Here is a 17,150-nt window from a genome sequence, read left to right on the forward strand (position 1 = left end):
GATCTCTAACCTCACGCTCCGCCCAATTCAAAGCGGGACAAAGGATTGTCAAAGAGGGGAAGCTTTCTTGAATCCCCCGAGCACCCAAAGTCAATACAAAATCCCCGGGGAAATGGAAAAGCAGATAAAGTACAAAGCCGTTTCCCAGAGACCGCTCATCATTTCCCACATGGGTCATAAGCATAGGGCGGGGTTCCCCATCAACCCATATATGTTGAATCACTTCCGGCAGACAAGGGGCTTTAAACCAGACCAGCCCTTCCTTCCTACGCCATGGACCAATTTCATAATCTTCGGGGTTTTCTTTTAGCCGATCATTAAAATAATCCCGTAATTCTTGCCAGATTTCCATGTTCTCCACCACCTCCCTGAATCAATTCGACCACCTGTCCGAGAGCTTGATTGAGGGACTCGGGAACAAATACACCCAGAATCAAAACCAGGACCAGAGGGATCCCCAGCAGTAACACTTCCCAAGTCTCCCCTTTTTCCTCTAAATGACGTTCACTGGGTTTTCCCCAAAGCATCCCTAGAAAATGAAATAGAAAACCGGCGAAGATCACTGCTAAAAACAACGCCGTCAAAAAGCCGATAAGGGGATGATTTTCCTGAAAAAGGCCGGACATAATGCTGATTTCGGAGCGAAATGTGCCAAAGGGCGGTGCTCCTGTAATCGCCAAAAAGCCCATTAAGAATATTCCCCCCGTTATCGGCCACAAGCTCATTATCCCGCGAATTTTCGGGATTTGCCGAGTCCCCGTCATTTGCACCACCCGGCCCACCACAACAAAGAGATTGGCCTTGCTCAAAGCGTGAACAATCAGATGGAAACTGGCGCCCCACACCGCAAGGGGCGTCCCTAACCCAAACCCTAAAGCCATAATTCCCATATGTTCCACACTGGAATAAGCAAAGAGGCGTTTTAAGTCTTTTTGCAAGAGGATAAAAGCCACCATAGCCCCCAGGGAAATTAAACCAAAGATCATTAAAAGTCTCCCGGAAAATTCCGGACCGAGGCTTGTTTGGCGAATCAGGATATGCCAGCGCAGGATAGCATATAAGGCACAGTTCAAGAGAACCCCGGATAATAGGGCACTAACCGGAGATGGAGCTTGGCTATGGGCATCCGGCAACCAGGGATGCATAGGAACAAATCCTACCTTGGCCCCATAACCGATAAAGGCAAAAATAAAGCCGAGCTTAACCAAGGCCGGATCCAATTGAGCCGCCATACCGACTAAGAGCCGCCAATCCAACGCGGCTAAGCTATAACCATTGACCCGACCGGAGGCAGCGTAAAGAATCATCGTTCCCAGCAAAGCAAAGCTGATTCCCACCGTACAGAGGATGATGTATTTCCAGGCCGCTTCAACGGCTGCTTTTTCTCGATAAAAGCCCACGAGCAAAGCCGTAGCCAGAGTAGTACCCTCAATGCCTACCCAGAGTAAACCCAGATTCGGTGTACTAACCACCCAAAGCATGGTGCCAATAAACATCCAGATCCAGAAATAATACCAGGGCAGACGACTTTGGGCAATTTTACCTTCCTTCACCTCATGTTCCATATAGGAAAAGGAATACAAGACGACATAAAGGGCAATCATCACGATCACCACCAGAAGCAGGGCACTCAAAGCATCCCAATAGAAAAACCCTCCCCAAATACTCCTGGGGCCTTGAGTAAACACACCATAGACAGTATCCCCGGCAATACCAAGTAAGACTAATAAAGCTACACAATTTAAGCTACGCAGAACCTGATTACGAGAAGAAACCAGCATACAAAAGGCCGCCAGAAAGGCTACTACTATAAACATTTTGCACTACCCTTTCAAAGAATTAAGGCGCTCAACATTCAACGAGTCAAATTTTCGAATCATTCGTTGCGCCAGAACACCCTGAATGAAAACTCCGATAAGAACATCGAAGATTACACCCACTTCCACCAACAGCGGCATACCGCTGGTGAGGAGGAAGCCTGCCAGAAAGATGCCATTATCAATCAATAAAATTCCCACCACTTGGACTAATGCCACTTTGCGGATGACCATCAACAATAACCCATAAAAGAGCAAGGAAAAGGCGATAGCCAAACCATTGCGAAAAGAAGGCTTCACTAAGGATAGCAAAGGCTGAGTAATCGCATAGGCCAGAATTGTTAAAGCAACTGCCACGACCAAGGAAGAGGTTCTTGGCAAAAATACCTCTCCCACCCATTGAGTATTGGATTGTCGGGCTGTGCGGCGAAGAATCCAAGTGATCAGCCCTCCTTTAATCAGTAAAGTAAGGAGAGCAATGACGAACATCTCCACTTCCCACTCCTTGATCCCCTGAAGGAAAATCAGCAAGGAAATTAAGGTCGCCTGCAGTGTCCAAGCAGTGAAAGTTTTTCTCAACTTGACACAGCCAACAATATATAAACCGGTAGCTAATAAAGCAAAGAGTACCAGCTGTTGAAGATTTTCCAAGCCTGTTGCCAATTTAGATTCCCCCCTTCGTAATCCAAAGTGTTATGAGGGCCAAAACCGCCGCAGCCAGACTCACTGCCAGGAAGTTGGGAACCCGGAAAAGGCGGACTTTAACATTAATGCTCTCAATAGTAGCAAAGAATGCCCCCAACACCACCAACAGCCCTATCTGGACCAGACCCTGGAAAAAGACGCCGTTTATATCCATTGGAATAATCAGCATAGCCAGTAATTGGAGTAGGAGCAATTGCTTTAATTGTTCGGCCCAAGTCAAAAATGCCAAAGATCGACCGGAATAGTCCAGCAGCATTCCCTCATGAATCATGGTCAGCTCTAAGTGGGTATCCGGGTTATCAACGGGAATTCTACCCATCTCCGCAATAACGATGAGGCTTAAGGCGATGAGGGCAAGAATTCTTGGGGTTTCAAAAATAGAAATCTCCTGAAGTCCCGTAAGCATTCCCGTTAATGAGGTGGTTCCTGTCAAAAATGCCAGGACAACTAAGCTCAAAATGAAGCCGGGTTCCACTAAAGCAGCCACAAAGACCTCCCGACTACTGCCCATTCCTCCAAAGGTACCGCCGGCATCCAAGCCGGCCAAAGCAAGGAAAAAGCGAGCCAAGCCAAAGCTTGCTGCCAGCCAGAAGATTGTACCCATGGAATCGATGGGCGCCTTCCCCCAAGGACCGGGAATCACCAGACCGGCTAGCAGCGTACTCCCTAGAACAATGGAAGGAGTAACCAACAAGATCCAAGAAGCATGCTCGGAAACAACCTCTTCCTTGTTCATAAATTTATAGAGGTCCCGATAAGGTTGCAGAAGGGAAGGTCCCTTGCGCATCTGCCAAAAAGCCTTTACCTTTTTGATCCACCCCTGGAGCAAAGGGGCAGCCATTAAGAACATTAGAATATGAAGGAAGGAAAGTACAATACCCCCCCAATCAACACCCCATCCCATAAACATGATTGCCTTCCCCCTTTACATAGTCCCGATCAGCACGATTACTAAAGTCAAAAGTATATAAGCCAGATAAGTGTGAATACTTCCCGTTTGCAAGACCCGAATTCGCTCCGCACACCAGATAAGCAGTTTTGTGGAAGGACGATAAATAGCTTCTTCATACATTTCCCGCATGCGGCTCCGATAACGAAGGGTCCGCAAAATATAACGATTTTCTCCATACTCCCTTTCAATTAGGGGGCGGAAGGCAGTAATCCTTTTAAATACAATCCGCAAAGGCATGGTCACACCTAAACTTGTGTATTGCATCCGCGGTGTTAAAGGGGTGCCACAATTCCAAGTCCCGGCTGTCCGCCGTCGTTTTCCCCTGGAGAAAAGGTAGATCGCCCCCGAGAAAAGTAACACCAACAAAGCATAAGGCATTACTAAGCTGTAAAAGTCTGCAAAGATCACTTGGACCTGCGAATCCGCTAGCAAATTCTGATTTGGCGATGAAAATACTTGAAGAGGCACCCGGATTATTGCCATTACCCCTTGCGGACAAAATACTGTCAGTAAAGTCATGATCATAGCTAGCCCCATGGAAGCCGTTTGGGGCCAAGGAAGCTCTTTAGCATCCCTGGCCTTGTCCGAGCGGGCTTGCCCAAGAAAGGCTCCGGAAAACCATTTAACCATGGTAGCCAAAGCTAGAGCAGATACTAAAGCCAAAATACCGATGATTAAGGGTAAAATCAGCTTAAGCATTCCGGCACCGGCCTGAACCGCCATTTTCCATAGCGAGTGAAACAATAACCACTCACCCCAAAAACCCCCTAAAGGCGGAAGTGCCGAAAGGCCAACAGCACCACCTAAGGCCCAAAAACCCGTTTTCGGCATTTTTTTCAGTAAACCCCCTAGTTCATCAATCCTGCGGGTATGGGTTCCTTGAATAATATTGCCGGCCGCCATAAATAGGGTTGATTTAAAGAGGAGGTGATGAAGGGCATGCCAAAAGAAAGCGACCAAGGCAAGCGTGACAATTTGTGGGTGATTATAAACATGAGCTATCATCCCTATCCCTAAAGCCATGGTGAGAATCCCCACATTTTCCACGGTGGAATAAGCCAGCAAGCGTTTTACATCCTGCTCAACGGAGGCATAGAGAATTCCGATAAAGGCGGAAACCGTGCCGAGTATAAGTAACAGAACTCCCCACCATGCTTCCACCGGGGCCATAGTCAACCAAACTAGCCTGATCATCATAAATAGAGCTACCTTGACCATCACCCCGGACATTAAAGCGGAGACAGGCGAAGGAGCGATAGGGTGAGCATAGGGTAACCAGATGTGAAAAGGCACGAGGCCGGCTTTAGTACCAAAACCTATCAAGAAACACAGAAAAAGAATATTTCTTTCCCCCGAAGTTAAATGGGGAGCCGTAATTGCCCAATCCCCGTAAGCAAAGCTTCCCGTCTTGCTATATAAGTATAGAACGGCTACAGTCAAAAAAACCGTCCCCACATGGGTCATTACTAAGTAGATAAAGGCAGCTGTGCGATTAGAGCCCTCCTCATGCTCGAAGATCACTAGAAAAAATGAAAAGAGGGACATAAGCTCCCAGAGGAAGATAAACAAAAAGCCGTTATCCACAAGCAGCACTCCGGCCATGCTGCCTAAGAAGGCAAGCCAAGCCAGGGAGAAGAAGATTAGGGACTTTTTGCCTTCATATTCCTTCATATAGCTTAGGCCGTAGAGAGAGGCTACCCCTTGCCCAAGAAAAAGGAGCCAAAGGAAAAAGGCCGTTAAACCATTGAAAGTAAGCCAAGAAAAGTTATAATATCCAAAACTCCCGCCCCGCCGGAAAAGATAACTAAGCAAGAAAATCCCCAACAAAGCCGTAATTAAGGAAAAGGTCATTGTTCCTCTCCGCCAAACCCTTTCCCAACCCATAGTCATATTTACCTCACTCCTTAACTTTTGTACTATAACACCAACAACCTTCTCCTTGTTTTAAGTTGTCTTTAAGTATTTGTACTATAACACACACCTATCCATCTTACTCCTTCTCTGTTTCTATACACAAGTTGCATAAATATGCATTTTCCCGCGAATTGGCCGAATTCCTGTAGCAATTTGCATTAGATCACTAATTGCTCTGTATAGCCTTAAATATGTCGAAGTTCGGCACCAAAAATAAAAACCCTTGCCGAACAAGGGTTTTAGGACTAGGAAATTTATTTAGAAATATAAGTTTACTCATTCTTTGTTAATCGTTCCTTGATCCTCAGTCGCATCTAAAACCACCAGCTTGTCGGAGTACTTCGCCAGAGAACGAATAAGATTGTCCAGTTTCCCATTTTGGAGATCCTCCATCCTCCCCAGATTACAAAGGACTTTTTGACGAACCTTACCCTCTATGCGCCGACTCTCACAGATCTGCAAATAACGACGTTCCGAGCCATCTCGGTTATGGGCAATTTTTATTCGCGCAAACATAGCAACACTATTATACCATAAAGTTATGATTATAACAGTTATTATTTATGAATATATGGCACTACACACTTTAAAATTCTTTTCATAGAACTAATATCTTGCAAAAAGTTCCGCCATTAACTGATGACCTTGAATATTGGGATGGAGATGATCAGAAGCAAGAAGGAGTTGTTCATTGCCATTAAAAGCTTTTGCCACCGGGACAACTATTGCCCGGTACTCCCGCCCCATCTTCCTTATGGCCCTATTGGTTTGTTTAAGCAAAGCCCGGGCCATTACACTATTTTGCTTATCCATAGGTGGTAGGGGATTATAAATACTGGCTATCTTAATAGTTCCCGTAGGGTTAACACTGCGAATTCTTTCCCCAAGGAGCATAAGATTTTCGTAAGTGTCCGTCAGGGCACGATCAAAGTTAACCGTACACCCGGAAAATAACTTTTCCCCCACGTCAAGGAGGTCATTGGAACCGATAGTCACAGTAATAATACAAGCTTTAGTGATTAACCGGCAAACATTTGCCTGCCCCACCATATTCAGCAATTGGCAGCTAGTCAAGCCATTTACCGCCAGGTTCTCGTATTGGAGATTAAGCCGGCTTTGCAACAGGCTATGATAATAAAGGGTGGCAAAGGACCGATTAAAACCGACCCCATAGCCTGTTGTCAAGGAATCACCTAAAGCTAAATAGTTCCCATTCATGCTCACAAGCCACCTTTTATCGCTTCTTCCTTTAGAATATGTAAAGAAAATTATGCTTGTGCCACATCCACCCAATCCTCTGACACCAGCTCCTCTAATTCCCTAACCTCTAATTTTACCGCGGCATCCGGAGCCCCGGCAGCCGGAAATACAACGGAATATTCCTTCAGAGACTCATCAAGGTAAACGGGAATCGCTTCTTTTAGGCCAAAGGGGCAGACCCCTCCCACCGGGTGACCGGTCAATTCTAACACCTGCTCAACTGCAGGCATTTTGGGTTTCCCTTTGAAAGTATCTTTAAACTTCCGATTGTCCAGTCGCTTATCCCCAGCCATCAAAACCATAACAAAATCATCATTAACCTGTAATAAAAGGGATTTGGCAATCTCCCCCGGGGTCACACCCAAGGACTCCGCCGCTTTCGCCACGGTACTAATATCCTGAAATTTTAAAATCTCCACTTCTCTTTGCTTGGAGTAAAAAAATTCTTTAACCGCTTCCACCGACATTAAAATACCTCCTATGTTAAAAGCCTGACTGCTTTTATGCAATCAGGCCTTTGTGTGCTAATTTCCCAGAAGTTCACGCACGATCTGGTTAACCAGTTTGCCGTCAGCGCGCCCTTTTGTCTTCGGAGTAATCTTACCCATAACTTTACCGAGGTCTTTCGGCCCTTGAGCACCGACTTCAGTAATACTTTCTTGGGCCAACCGGCGTATCTCCCCTTCCGAAAGCTGCTGAGGAAGGTAACCCATAAGAATGGAAATTTCCTCTTCCAGAGCACTTACTCTTTCGGGGCGATTCGCCTTAGCAAACTCCTCGATTGAATCACGTCGCATTTTGACTTCTCTAGCTAAAACCTCGATGACTTGCTCATCGTTAAATTCTGTCTTTTTGTCTATTTCGGCATTCTTAATGGCGGCCCGGACCATACGGATGACGGAAAGTCTAACCTTCCCCTCCTCTTTGGCCTTCATGGCAACCTTCATATCCTCAACGAGGCGATCTTTCAGGGACAATACAGTGCAACTCCTTACTTGAACTTACGTTTACGAGCGGCTTCAGATTTCTTCTTCCGCTTCACGCTAGGCTTTTCATAATGCTCATGTTTACGAGCCTCTGATAATACGCCTGCACGCTGACAAGTACGCTTGAACCGGCGGAGTGCGCTATCTAGGGATTCGTTTTTACCGACTTTAACTTCGCTCATTATCTTATCCCTCCCTCCACTGGATCATGTACAGATGTACTAGATAATTATACTGGATGAGATGAAGTGCGTCAAGTTTTAGGCGGACATGCTAACAAATATTTACACCTAAGGGTTTGCCGCCAATTATGTGAAAATGCAAATGTTTAACCACTTGACCACCATCTTCACCACAATTATTAACAACCCGATAACCGGAATCTGCTACACCGAATTCCCCGGCTAGTTGGCGGGCAACTACCAGAATATGCCCAGCCAGAGCCTCATCTTCGGATTTTATGTTATTCAAGCTCTCCAGATGTTTCTTAGGAATTACGAGTAAATGAACCGGTGCCACGGGGTTAATATCTTTGAATACTAATACTCGCTCATCTTCAAAGACAATTTCGCTAGGTATCTCCTTATTGATTATTTTGCAAAATATGCAATCAGACACTAAAATCCCTCCCAGTATGTTTATATGCAACGACTTCTGTTTTTGCCAGTGGCCGGGATATCCCATCATACTCCACTTTTTATTCCTCAAAACCAGCGGTCCAATAGACGGGGTGAATGAGGAAATAAAAGGGTCCTTCATCATTATCTAACTTAGGATATGGGAAGGGTGCCCAGATACCGGACACATCACTTATATAAGTGAACCTTTCCGTTATTGGCCCATAGGCCGTCCCGATCAACCCATAATCCCGGGGGTTTTCCCCCTCCATAATAGCCTGATAATTAGTTATCCCCAGCCGACTATTCTCCTCAGCCCCATGAGAAGCAATGGTGTAGATATCTCCGTTAAGCTGTTCGAATTGGCTTATTTCGAATTTTAAGCGCCTCCTCAACTCTTGTTGGACAGTGGGAGTTATCTCTTGGGCCGATTTCAAACCCATTTCTTTAGCGTAAAAAGCCAAAGTCTCATAATGCAGGCCCACCTCGTGCCCCATTTCCCTTATTTTTCGGATTGCATCCTGGTCGGCAGCATTCCAACGGAAATAGTAGGTGCTTTTGATTCCTCGGGCCTGTTCTATTTCCGCCATTTTTAAAGCATAGTCCGCAGATCGGTCCACATCGTGTCTTAGGATGAGGGTCTTATTCGTTATAGGAACATTGTTATAGTAATCCATCACCCGAATGGGAGTATAGCCAAGGCGGAGGATTTCATCCAACAAATCCTGATAGTGCCGTTGATCCGTTGGTAAAATGACCTGCTTGTCTTTTGGATATTCATTACTGAGTGTTAAATAACGGATGGATCCTAGATATCCCTCAGGTTTAGCCACAATGTCATATTTTCCTGGAAAAAGACGTTTGTTTAATGGTGATTTGCCAATATAAGTGCCGTCAATATAGATTGGAATCCCTTGAATCCGGTCGGTGGTGATATGAAGTTTTATGCTATTTCCGGCTTTTTCGATCGTTATCTCACCCTTGGACTTATCCCAGGTTACAACTTTACCGCCTGCTTCAATAATTTTCGTGAACGGGGAAATTGTATAGCGGTTGAATAAGAAGCGGTGGGCAGGAAATGTTACTGAAGGCATCATTAAAAAAGCACCAATGCCAAGTAAGATAATTATTACTAGAAGCAGAGCCGCTATTTTCAACCGCTTTGGACTAAAAGTCCGTTTATCTGAAGAAGGTACGCCTTTATTAAAATTGTTTTCGATGTCTTTACCCCCCACTGCAAAAGCTATTGCGCTTATTCAATGATATGGCCTTCTTCCAGCACGCACTCCACTAATTCGCCGCTTTCCCAAGGTTTTCCTCCCCGGGGAGGCAAGTTGACTTGCATATAGTTGCGGGTATGACCTGTGGCGGCTCCCTCGTCACCGACACGCTCAATTAAAACCTCCACGGTTTGACCAAAAAATCTGCGAACATACTCTTCTTGACTTTCTTTAGCAACTTCGATCATGGCCTTGACCCGTTGCTCTTTGACCTTATTGGGAAGTTGATCGGTATATTTTGCCGCAGGAGTTCCCTTGCGCTTGGAATAAGGGAAAACATGAACTCCGGAAAAGCCGCAGGCGCGAACAGTTTCTAAGGATTCCCGGAAGTTTTCTTCAGTCTCTCCGGGGAAACCGACAATCACATCGGTAGTAATGGCAATACCGGGCAAAAGCTGATTTAACCGCTGAATCAGCTCTTTAAACTCATGTACCGTATAAGGCCTTTTCATGCGGGCCAAAATGGTATCACTACCGCATTGCAACGGGATATGCAAATGTGGACACACGGTAGGATTACCGATAATCACTTCGATTAACTCCGGTGTAAATTCCATTGGCTCGATGGAGCTCAATCTCAGACGATGCAAGCCTTTGACTTGAGCCAGCTTCTTTACCAACCGCGCCAGGTTCCACTCTTCTCCTAAGTCTTCACCGTAAGAGCCTGTATGAATCCCGGTTAGAACAATCTCTTTGTAACCTGCAGCAACCAGCTTTTCCGCCTCAGCAATAGCATTCCCAGGAATTCTGCTCCTTACCGGTCCACGAGCATAGGGAATAATACAATAAGTGCAAAACTTATTACACCCTTCTTGAATCTTCAATGTAGCTCTAGTCCGGCTTTCCCCTTCAATCAAAGGCAGTTCCTCAAATGTTTTCGCATCCCAAATAGCATGGACACTGCTCTTTGGCTGCCGCTCCTGCTTTACTTGGTCGATGAACTCAAGAATTCTACCACGATCCTGAGTCCCCAGGACCAAATCAACTCCTTCAATATTGAGAATCTCGCCCGGTGCCGTCTGAGCATAACAGCCCATAACTACAACAAAGGCATCGGGATGGGCCTTCACCATCCGCCGAATAGTTTGCCGGGATTTGGCATCCCCGGTATTGGTTACTGTGCAGGTATTCACTACTACTACATCTGCTTTCCCGGTGGAAGGAACAATATTATAGCCATTATTGCGGAATAATTGCCCAAGGGCTTCACTTTCGGTCTGATTGACCTTACACCCAAGGGTCACAAAACACACCCCGGGGGTCCGCGGCTCTAGATTATCGCTGCTGCGTCCGGCTAAAGACGATTCATTATTTGGCTCTATTAAGTCCGACATAAGGACACCCCCTTACCCTAAATCCCCGTAGTGACCCAGCACCAGCGTAAGGGCGGCGATGGCCGCTGTCTCTGCTCGCAGGATGCGGGGCCCTAAGGAAACGCTTCGAGCCTGTAAATTTTCTTGGGCCCATAGGACCTCAGATTCATCAAAGCCACCCTCAGGCCCAATCAAAATGGCAATAGGCTTCTGTCGGGCAAAGTCCGCCAAAACACTACGGAGGTTTTTAGTATTTTCATTTTCGTAAGGCATTAGCCATTGAGTGGTCGGCGGAAGCATCCCGTGGAGATCTTTCCAACCTGCTACCGGAAAGATTTCCGGTTCGCGAACCCGGTGAGATTGCTTGGCGGCTTCCCCGGCAATTTTTTGCCAGCGTTCCACCCAGTCTTGGGCTTTACTGCCTTCCAGCTTCATCACTGCCCGTTTTGTACGTAGGGGGATTAAACCTGCCATGCCCAATTCCGTTCCCTTTTGGATTACCCATTCCATTTTTTCCCCTTTGGACAACCCTGCTACCACATAGACTTGAGTATTGGCTTCTACTTCAGGGAATTCTTCCTCTATTATCCCACAGGTGACGCTTTGCTCCTCAATCTTATTGATGATAGCTCTGTACTCAGCTCCCGAATTATCAAAGCCGATAATTTCCTCACCAAGGGAAAGTCTTAAAACCCGGACAAGATGATCTCGTTCCGGGCCCTGAAGCCAAAAGACATTCCGGCCTAATTCAGATATTTTAAAGCGATGCACTATTTTGCCCACCTCGCCCGTAAAAGAACCCATCCGGAATTCTCTACCCTTTCGATAATCTCTAAACCGTGCTGCATAAGACCTTCCTCCACATCAGGGGAGCGATGGTTGATGATGCCGGAGGCAAGGAATTCACCGTCTTTTTTCATAATTCTCTTTAAATCCGGCAAGAGTGTAAGGATTACATCGGCAATAATATTGGCCACTACTAGATCAGCTTGTCCAGTCAAAAGAGAACCTAAGTCCCCTTGTCGGACTCTCACACGATGCTCCACTTGGTTAAGTTGAACATTCTCCCGGGCCACTTTCACAGCTACGGAATCCAAATCAATAGCTTCCACTTGCGCCCCTAATTTTGCCGCGGCAATGGCCAGGATACCTGAACCTGTTCCCAGATCAAAAACCTTTTTGCCGGGTTTGACAAGCTTCTCAAGAGCTTCGAGGCATAGGGAGGTTGTTGCATGAGTGCCGGTGCCAAAGGCCATACCAGGATCAAGCTCCAGGATAATATCCTCCGGTGAAGGGGTTACCTCTTCCCAGGTGGGTTTGATTAGGAATCGTTCGCCGATTCGAGTAGGCTTAAAATAAGCTTTCCAAGAGGTTGCCCAATCTTCCTCTTGAACAGTCAAGCCTTTCACCTGCACAACCCATTCGGGAAAACTTTCAACCAGTTGCTTAAGCCCCTGGTCAAGGAGCTGCAACTTTTCTTGGAGTTCTTCATTTTCGCAGATATACCCTTTTACTACCGAGGTTCCGGTGATAGTGATCTCACCAAAATCATGGTAATCCCAGGTGCCGGACTCCACATAACTCCGTAAGAGCTCCGGGTCCTCAACGCTCACCCCAGGGCACCCTAACCGATAAAAAAGATCGGCAACAGCTTCCTCTCCTGCCGATGAAACAGTTACCGCAACTTCTCGCCAATTCATGTTTCAGAACTCCTTTATTAGCTTACCCAAGCTCTAATATCTATCTTGTCGCTTCTTAAAGCTGTCATTCTAAGCGTTAGCAAAGAGTCGTTATACTGAAAATAAGTTCCTTCACTTGTTGAGATGATAAAGTTGAAACAAGGAACCTGTCCCTGTGTTTCAGCCCATGGCGTCGCGAATGTTTTCTTTTACTTTTTCAAAGAAGGTTTTCTTACCCATTTGCTGCTGATCGCTGGTGACTTCGCCGAATTCACGGAGCAATTCCTTTTGCTTGTCAGTTAACTTAGTCGGAGTAGCCACTACCACCCGCACATGCTGATCCCCTCTCCCGCTGCCGCGGCGATAAGGTATACCATGGCCTCTCAGCCGGAAAACCGTACCCGTTTGAGTACCTTCGGGGATCTTCATTTTCACTTGCCCATCCAAGGTAGGAACATCGATTTCCGAACCCAGAGCGGCCTGTACAAAGGTTATGGGCATCTCGCAATAGACGTCGTTCCTTTCTCTTTCAAAGAACTTATGAGGTTTTACATTCAGTACTACATAGAGATCACCGGCCGGGCCACCCCGCTGTCCCGCTTCTCCGCTGCCACTAAACCGAAGATTAAGACCGTCTTCCGAACCTGCGGGAACATTGACCTTAATAGTTTTGACTTTTCTTGTCATCCCTTTTCCCTGGCATTCTTTACAGGGTGAAGTAATGAACTGTCCGGAACCGTTACAAGTCGGACAAGTCCTAGAGGTTTGAATGGCTCCAAAGGGGGTACGCTGGGTAGCTCTTACCTGCCCTGTACCTTGACATTGGCTGCAGGTGGTAGGATGAGTTCCGGGAGCGGCACCAGAACCATGACATTCCGAACAGGTCTCCTGGCGGGGAACTTGAATCTCTTTTTCGATACCGAAAGCTGCTTCCTCGAAAGTAATCGATAGATCATAGCGGAGGTCATTTCCCCGGGTGGGACCATTACGACGCTGGCCACCTCCACCACCGCCGAAGAACATATCAAAGATATCACCAAAGCCGCCAAAATCCCCGTTAAAGCCACCGAAGCCTCCTTGATTGGGATCAAAGGCCGCATGACCCATCTGATCATATCTTGCCTTTTTTTCCGAGTCGCTTAAGATATCATAGGCTTCCGTTGCCTCTTTAAACTTTTCTTCCGCTTCCTTATTCCCTGGATTTACATCCGGATGATATTGGCGGGCTAGTTTACGATAAGCTTTTTTGATTTCCTGTTCGTCCGCGTTTTTTGATACTCCAAGCACTTCGTAGTAATCGCGTTTCATGTTTTCCTCCATCACTCCTGTTTAGCCCCATTAAGCCTTGCGTCTTCAATACATGATGATTGGGCACAGGGAAAACCCCTGTACCCACTTCACTTGATACTATTTTCCGCCTGATTTACTTTTGATCTTTATCTACTTCAGTATATTCGGCATCCACCACATTGTCATCCTGTTTTGCATTTCCAGTTCCGGGGTCGGCCCCCATATCCGGTCCCGGTGCTTGACCACCGGTTTGCTGGTACATTTTTTCGATGATCGGGTAAAGAACTTTAGTCACTGCTTCGGTCTTTTCCTTGATGGCCTCAAGATCTTCTCCGGCGGCGGCGGTCTTTAATTCTTCAAGCGCCTTCTTAATCGGTTCTACTTCATTCTCCGGAATCTTGCCTTCAAAATCCTTCAAGGTCTTTTCCGTTTGATAAACCATGGAATCTGCTTGGTTCTTGGCGTCAATCAGCTCTTTGCGCTTCTTATCTTCCTCAGCATGAGCTTCTGCATCCTTCTTCATTTTTTCGATCTCATCTTTGCTCAAGCCGGTGGATGAAGTAATAGTAACTTTTTGCTCATTACCGGTAGCCATATCCTTTGCGGAAACATGGACGATACCGTTGGCATCAATGTCGAATTTGACCTCGATTTGGGGAATACCACGGGGTGCGGGAGGAATTCCGGAGAGCTGGAATCTTCCCAGTGTCTTATTGTAAGCAGCCATTTCCCGTTCACCTTGGAGAACATGGATATCCACCGAAGTTTGACTGTCAGCCGCAGTGGAGAAAATCTGACTCTTGGTGGTAGGAACAGTGGTGTTGCGATCGATGATTCTAGTAAATACTCCACCTAAGGTCTCAATTCCCAAGGAAAGAGGAGTAACGTCTACAAGGATAATATCTTTTACTTCACCGGCCAGAACTCCCCCTTGAATAGCCGCACCTAAAGCAACTACTTCATCCGGGTTAACCCCTTTATGAGGCTCTTTGCTACTTAGTCTCTTAATCGCTTCCTGAACAGCAGGGATACGAGTGGAACCACCGACGAGAATTACTTGGTTAACTTCACCCCAGCTTAACTTAGCATCGGCCAAAGCTTGACGGGTAGGTCCAAGGGTAGCTTCTACCAAGTCGGCAGTCAGCTCCTCAAATTTGGCCCGAGAGATATTCATATCCAAGTGAGCCGGTCCTTCAGCAGTCATAGTGATAAAGGGCAAGTTCACATTGGTAGAGCTAACTCCGGAAAGCTCAATTTTGGCCTTTTCCGCCGCTTCTTTCAAACGTTGCATGGCAACGCGGTCTTTCGTCAAATCTACCCCTTGGTCCTTTTTAAACTCGGCCGCCATATAGTCAATCAGACGTTGGTCGAAATCATCACCGCCGAGTTTGTTATTACCACTGGTAGCTTTAACCTCAACCATACCTTGGGAGAGTTCCAGTAGGGAAACGTCAAAGGTTCCTCCACCTAAGTCATAGACCAAAACGGTTTGGTCCTCTTGTTTATCTAAGCCATAAGCCAAAGCTGCCGCCGTTGGCTCGTTGATAATCCGCTTAACTTCCAAGCCGGCGATGGTTCCGGCATCTTTCGTAGCTTGACGCTGAGCATCAGTGAAATATGCCGGTACGGTGATTACCGCTTCGGTAACCGTTTGACCCAGATAGGCTTCGGCATCGGCTTTTAATTTTTGGAGAATCATTGCAGAGATTTCTTGAGGAGAATGGTTTTTACCATCGATTGTAACTTTATAATCTGTACCCATATGTCTTTTAATGGACATCACTGTTTTGTCCGGGTTAGAAACCGCTTGCCGCTTAGCCACTTGGCCTACTAAACGTTCGCCGGTTTTGGAGAATCCAACTACCGAAGGGGTGGTTCGATTACCTTCCGCGTTGGTAATGACGACTGCTTCGCCGCCTTCCATAACTGCCACACAAGAGTTTGTAGTTCCTAAATCAATTCCAATCACTTTACCCATGATTCAATTTTCCTCCTTAATACCCTAGCGAGATACTTTGACCATGCTAGGTCGAATAACTTTATCTTTGAGAAAATAACCTTTTTGCAATTCCCCGACTACCGTGTTCTCCGGATATTCCTCCGAATCAACTTGCAGTACGGCCTCATGTAAATTGGGGTCAAAGGGTTGCCCTACCGCTTCAATGGCTGCCAGTCCTTCTTTGCCAAGGATACTAGACATTTGTTTGAAAATCATATCTACCCCTTGAGAAAAAGAATTAAAGTCTTGGCTGGCTTTAGCCGCAGCAACCGCCCGCTCAAAATTATCCAACACGGGGAGCAAGGCTTCCACCACTCGTTCTGAGGCATACTTGACAAAGTCCTCTTTTTCTTTTTGGGTTCGCTTGCGATAGTTGTCAAATTCCGCCTGCAAACGTTGCAAGTGGGCATAGTACTCATCAGCTTGCTCTTTGCTTGTCTTGAGTTCTGCGGCCAGGGTGAGGACTTTTTCTTCTAAGGAAACAGCTTGTTGTTCGGCAGACTCTTGATTTTTTCCATCACCCTCTAGGTTCTCCGTGATGATCTCTTCAACTGTATCCGTTAAATTTTCCGCATTGTCTTCTTTGCTATTTACATCGTTGTTTTCCCAATCGGTCTGAGCCGATGGAGGGGTTTTTTCTCCCCATTTTACCATTTCTGAAACCACCTCTCCTATTTCCTTCGTCGCTTAGTAAGAAGCTCAGTGAGCGTTCTTGTCATATAATCAACCATGGCCATGGCCTTGCCATAGTCCATTCGCGTGGGTCCGATTAAACCAATAGTTCCTAAGGGTTCACCATCAATGGCATAGGTCCCCGTGATAATACTGCAGTCTTTAAGTTCCTTCAATTCATTCTCCCCGCCGATGGTTACAGCCAGACCCTGCTTCTGAGGCCGCAAGACCTTCTTTATTTGATCGCCCTCTTCAAACACTTGGAAAAGGGTTTTGATTTTCTCCACATCTTGAAACTCCGGTTGGTTCAACATATTTAAGGTGCCGCCCAGATAAACCTTATTAGAATCCTCCGGGTTGCTCAAGAGGGCGGATAGGAGTTCAAGAGCATTATCAATCAGGAAACGTTGGCGTGTAAGTTCACTGTAAATCTCATGGAAAATATCCCGTTTCACTTCAGCTATGGAGCGGCCCTGTATTTTTTCATTAAATACGTTAGCAAGCCTTTGCAGTTCCTCGGCAGTAACATTTTCTCCAATATCTACAATCTGATTCTCCACAGCTCCATTTTCTTTTACCACAACCATTATGGCCTTTCCCTGTTGGTAGGGAAGAAAATGCATCTGGTTAAAAGGACTCTCCCCTTGAGCAGGTCCCACCACAATA

Annotated in this window: 18 protein-coding genes and 1 pseudogene; all 19 read right to left on the reverse strand. The window is 46.3% G+C overall.

What is annotated here, in order from left to right:
* Nucleotides 1-352, reverse strand: a 352-nt coding sequence (locus AC1U9U_RS10060) for an NADH-quinone oxidoreductase subunit C (RefSeq protein ID WP_479960431.1), incomplete at its 3' end; no start/stop codon positions are given.
* Nucleotides 318-1,817 carry a hydrogenase 4 subunit F gene (locus AC1U9U_RS10065; protein WP_479960432.1) on the reverse strand — a complete coding sequence of 500 codons (1,500 nt, stop codon included), beginning with the start codon at nt 1,815-1,817 and terminating at the stop codon, nt 318-320. The genes AC1U9U_RS10065 and AC1U9U_RS10060, both read right to left, overlap by 35 nt.
* Before the next feature lie 6 nt (nt 1,818-1,823).
* Nucleotides 1,824-2,480 (reverse strand): hydrogenase, encoded by a 657-nt coding sequence (locus AC1U9U_RS10070; RefSeq protein WP_479960433.1) that lies wholly within the window; start codon nt 2,478-2,480, stop codon nt 1,824-1,826.
* 1 nt (nt 2,481) lies between these two features.
* Complete coding sequence (locus AC1U9U_RS10075) at nt 2,482-3,432, reverse strand: respiratory chain complex I subunit 1 family protein (protein WP_479960434.1); 951 nt, start codon at nt 3,430-3,432, stop codon at nt 2,482-2,484.
* A gap of 15 nt (nt 3,433-3,447) precedes the next feature.
* Complete coding sequence (locus AC1U9U_RS10080) at nt 3,448-5,364, reverse strand: proton-conducting transporter transmembrane domain-containing protein (protein ID WP_479960435.1); 1,917 nt, start codon at nt 5,362-5,364, stop codon at nt 3,448-3,450.
* Between the two features lie 324 nt (nt 5,365-5,688).
* Nucleotides 5,689-5,904 (reverse strand): annotated as a pseudogene (locus AC1U9U_RS10085) (IS1634 family transposase); the annotation flags it as partial.
* A 90-nt stretch (nt 5,905-5,994) separates the two neighbouring features.
* Nucleotides 5,995-6,606: a GDSL-type esterase/lipase family protein gene (locus AC1U9U_RS10090; RefSeq protein WP_479960436.1), complete on the reverse strand. Its 612-nt coding sequence runs from the start codon at nt 6,604-6,606 to the stop codon at nt 5,995-5,997.
* Nucleotides 6,607-6,656: 50 nt separating this feature from the next.
* Nucleotides 6,657-7,115: a YbaK/EbsC family protein gene (locus AC1U9U_RS10095; protein WP_479960437.1), complete on the reverse strand. Its 459-nt coding sequence runs from the start codon at nt 7,113-7,115 to the stop codon at nt 6,657-6,659.
* A 57-nt stretch (nt 7,116-7,172) separates the two neighbouring features.
* Entirely contained in the window at nt 7,173-7,625 is a 453-nt protein-coding gene (locus AC1U9U_RS10100; RefSeq protein ID WP_479960438.1) for a GatB/YqeY domain-containing protein, read from the reverse strand.
* Between the two features lie 14 nt (nt 7,626-7,639).
* The gene (gene rpsU, locus AC1U9U_RS10105) at nt 7,640-7,816 is read right to left on the reverse strand and encodes a 30S ribosomal protein S21 (protein WP_479960439.1); all 177 of its coding nucleotides are present in this window, start codon (nt 7,814-7,816) and stop codon (nt 7,640-7,642) included.
* A 91-nt stretch (nt 7,817-7,907) separates the two neighbouring features.
* The gene (locus tag AC1U9U_RS10110; protein WP_479960440.1) at nt 7,908-8,252 is read right to left on the reverse strand and encodes a histidine triad nucleotide-binding protein; all 345 of its coding nucleotides are present in this window, start codon (nt 8,250-8,252) and stop codon (nt 7,908-7,910) included.
* A gap of 79 nt (nt 8,253-8,331) precedes the next feature.
* Nucleotides 8,332-9,345: a PEGA domain-containing protein gene (locus AC1U9U_RS10115; protein ID WP_479960441.1), complete on the reverse strand. Its 1,014-nt coding sequence runs from the start codon at nt 9,343-9,345 to the stop codon at nt 8,332-8,334.
* Between the two features lie 158 nt (nt 9,346-9,503).
* Complete coding sequence (gene mtaB, locus AC1U9U_RS10120) at nt 9,504-10,865, reverse strand: tRNA (N(6)-L-threonylcarbamoyladenosine(37)-C(2))-methylthiotransferase MtaB (protein WP_479960442.1); 1,362 nt, start codon at nt 10,863-10,865, stop codon at nt 9,504-9,506.
* 12 nt (nt 10,866-10,877) lie between these two features.
* Nucleotides 10,878-11,615, reverse strand: a complete 738-nt coding sequence (locus tag AC1U9U_RS10125; RefSeq protein ID WP_479960443.1) for an RsmE family RNA methyltransferase — start codon at nt 11,613-11,615, stop codon at nt 10,878-10,880.
* Nucleotides 11,615-12,544: a 50S ribosomal protein L11 methyltransferase gene (gene prmA, locus AC1U9U_RS10130; RefSeq protein ID WP_479960444.1), complete on the reverse strand. Its 930-nt coding sequence runs from the start codon at nt 12,542-12,544 to the stop codon at nt 11,615-11,617. Before prmA ends, AC1U9U_RS10125 begins: the two co-directional genes overlap by 1 nt.
* Before the next feature lie 159 nt (nt 12,545-12,703).
* A complete protein-coding gene (gene dnaJ, locus AC1U9U_RS10135) occupies nt 12,704-13,831 on the reverse strand; it encodes a molecular chaperone DnaJ (protein ID WP_479960445.1) in 1,128 nt (375 codons plus the stop codon).
* Nucleotides 13,832-13,946: 115 nt separating this feature from the next.
* On the reverse strand, nt 13,947-15,791 hold the full coding sequence (gene dnaK / locus AC1U9U_RS10140; RefSeq protein ID WP_479960446.1) for a molecular chaperone DnaK: 1,845 nt from the start codon (nt 15,789-15,791) through the stop codon (nt 13,947-13,949).
* A 24-nt stretch (nt 15,792-15,815) separates the two neighbouring features.
* A complete protein-coding gene (gene grpE / locus AC1U9U_RS10145) occupies nt 15,816-16,466 on the reverse strand; it encodes a nucleotide exchange factor GrpE (RefSeq protein ID WP_479960447.1) in 651 nt (216 codons plus the stop codon).
* Nucleotides 16,467-16,483: 17 nt separating this feature from the next.
* On the reverse strand, nt 16,484-17,150 hold a 667-nt coding region (locus AC1U9U_RS10150; RefSeq protein ID WP_479960448.1), incomplete at its 5' end, for an HrcA family transcriptional regulator.

It is taken from the genome of Desulfitobacterium sp. (assembly GCF_982384815.1).

Coding starts and splice junctions, on each gene's coding strand:
- AC1U9U_RS10080 (WP_479960435.1), bottom strand. CDS start 5,364: ATGACTATGGGTTGGGAAAGGGTTTGGCGGAGAGGAACAATGACCTTT.
- rpsU (WP_479960439.1), bottom strand. CDS start 7,816: ATGAGCGAAGTTAAAGTCGGTAAAAACGAATCCCTAGATAGCGCACTC.
- prmA (WP_479960444.1), bottom strand. CDS start 12,544: ATGAATTGGCGAGAAGTTGCGGTAACTGTTTCATCGGCAGGAGAGGAA.
- dnaK (WP_479960446.1), bottom strand. CDS start 15,791: ATGGGTAAAGTGATTGGAATTGATTTAGGAACTACAAACTCTTGTGTG.
- grpE (WP_479960447.1), bottom strand. CDS start 16,466: ATGGTAAAATGGGGAGAAAAAACCCCTCCATCGGCTCAGACCGATTGG.
- AC1U9U_RS10075 (WP_479960434.1), bottom strand. CDS start 3,432: ATGTTTATGGGATGGGGTGTTGATTGGGGGGGTATTGTACTTTCCTTC.
- AC1U9U_RS10065 (WP_479960432.1), bottom strand. CDS start 1,817: ATGTTTATAGTAGTAGCCTTTCTGGCGGCCTTTTGTATGCTGGTTTCT.
- dnaJ (WP_479960445.1), bottom strand. CDS start 13,831: ATGAAACGCGATTACTACGAAGTGCTTGGAGTATCAAAAAACGCGGAC.
- AC1U9U_RS10115 (WP_479960441.1), bottom strand. CDS start 9,345: ATGCCTTCAGTAACATTTCCTGCCCACCGCTTCTTATTCAACCGCTAT.
- mtaB (WP_479960442.1), bottom strand. CDS start 10,865: ATGTCGGACTTAATAGAGCCAAATAATGAATCGTCTTTAGCCGGACGC.
- AC1U9U_RS10095 (WP_479960437.1), bottom strand. CDS start 7,115: ATGTCGGTGGAAGCGGTTAAAGAATTTTTTTACTCCAAGCAAAGAGAA.
- AC1U9U_RS10090 (WP_479960436.1), bottom strand. CDS start 6,606: ATGAATGGGAACTATTTAGCTTTAGGTGATTCCTTGACAACAGGCTAT.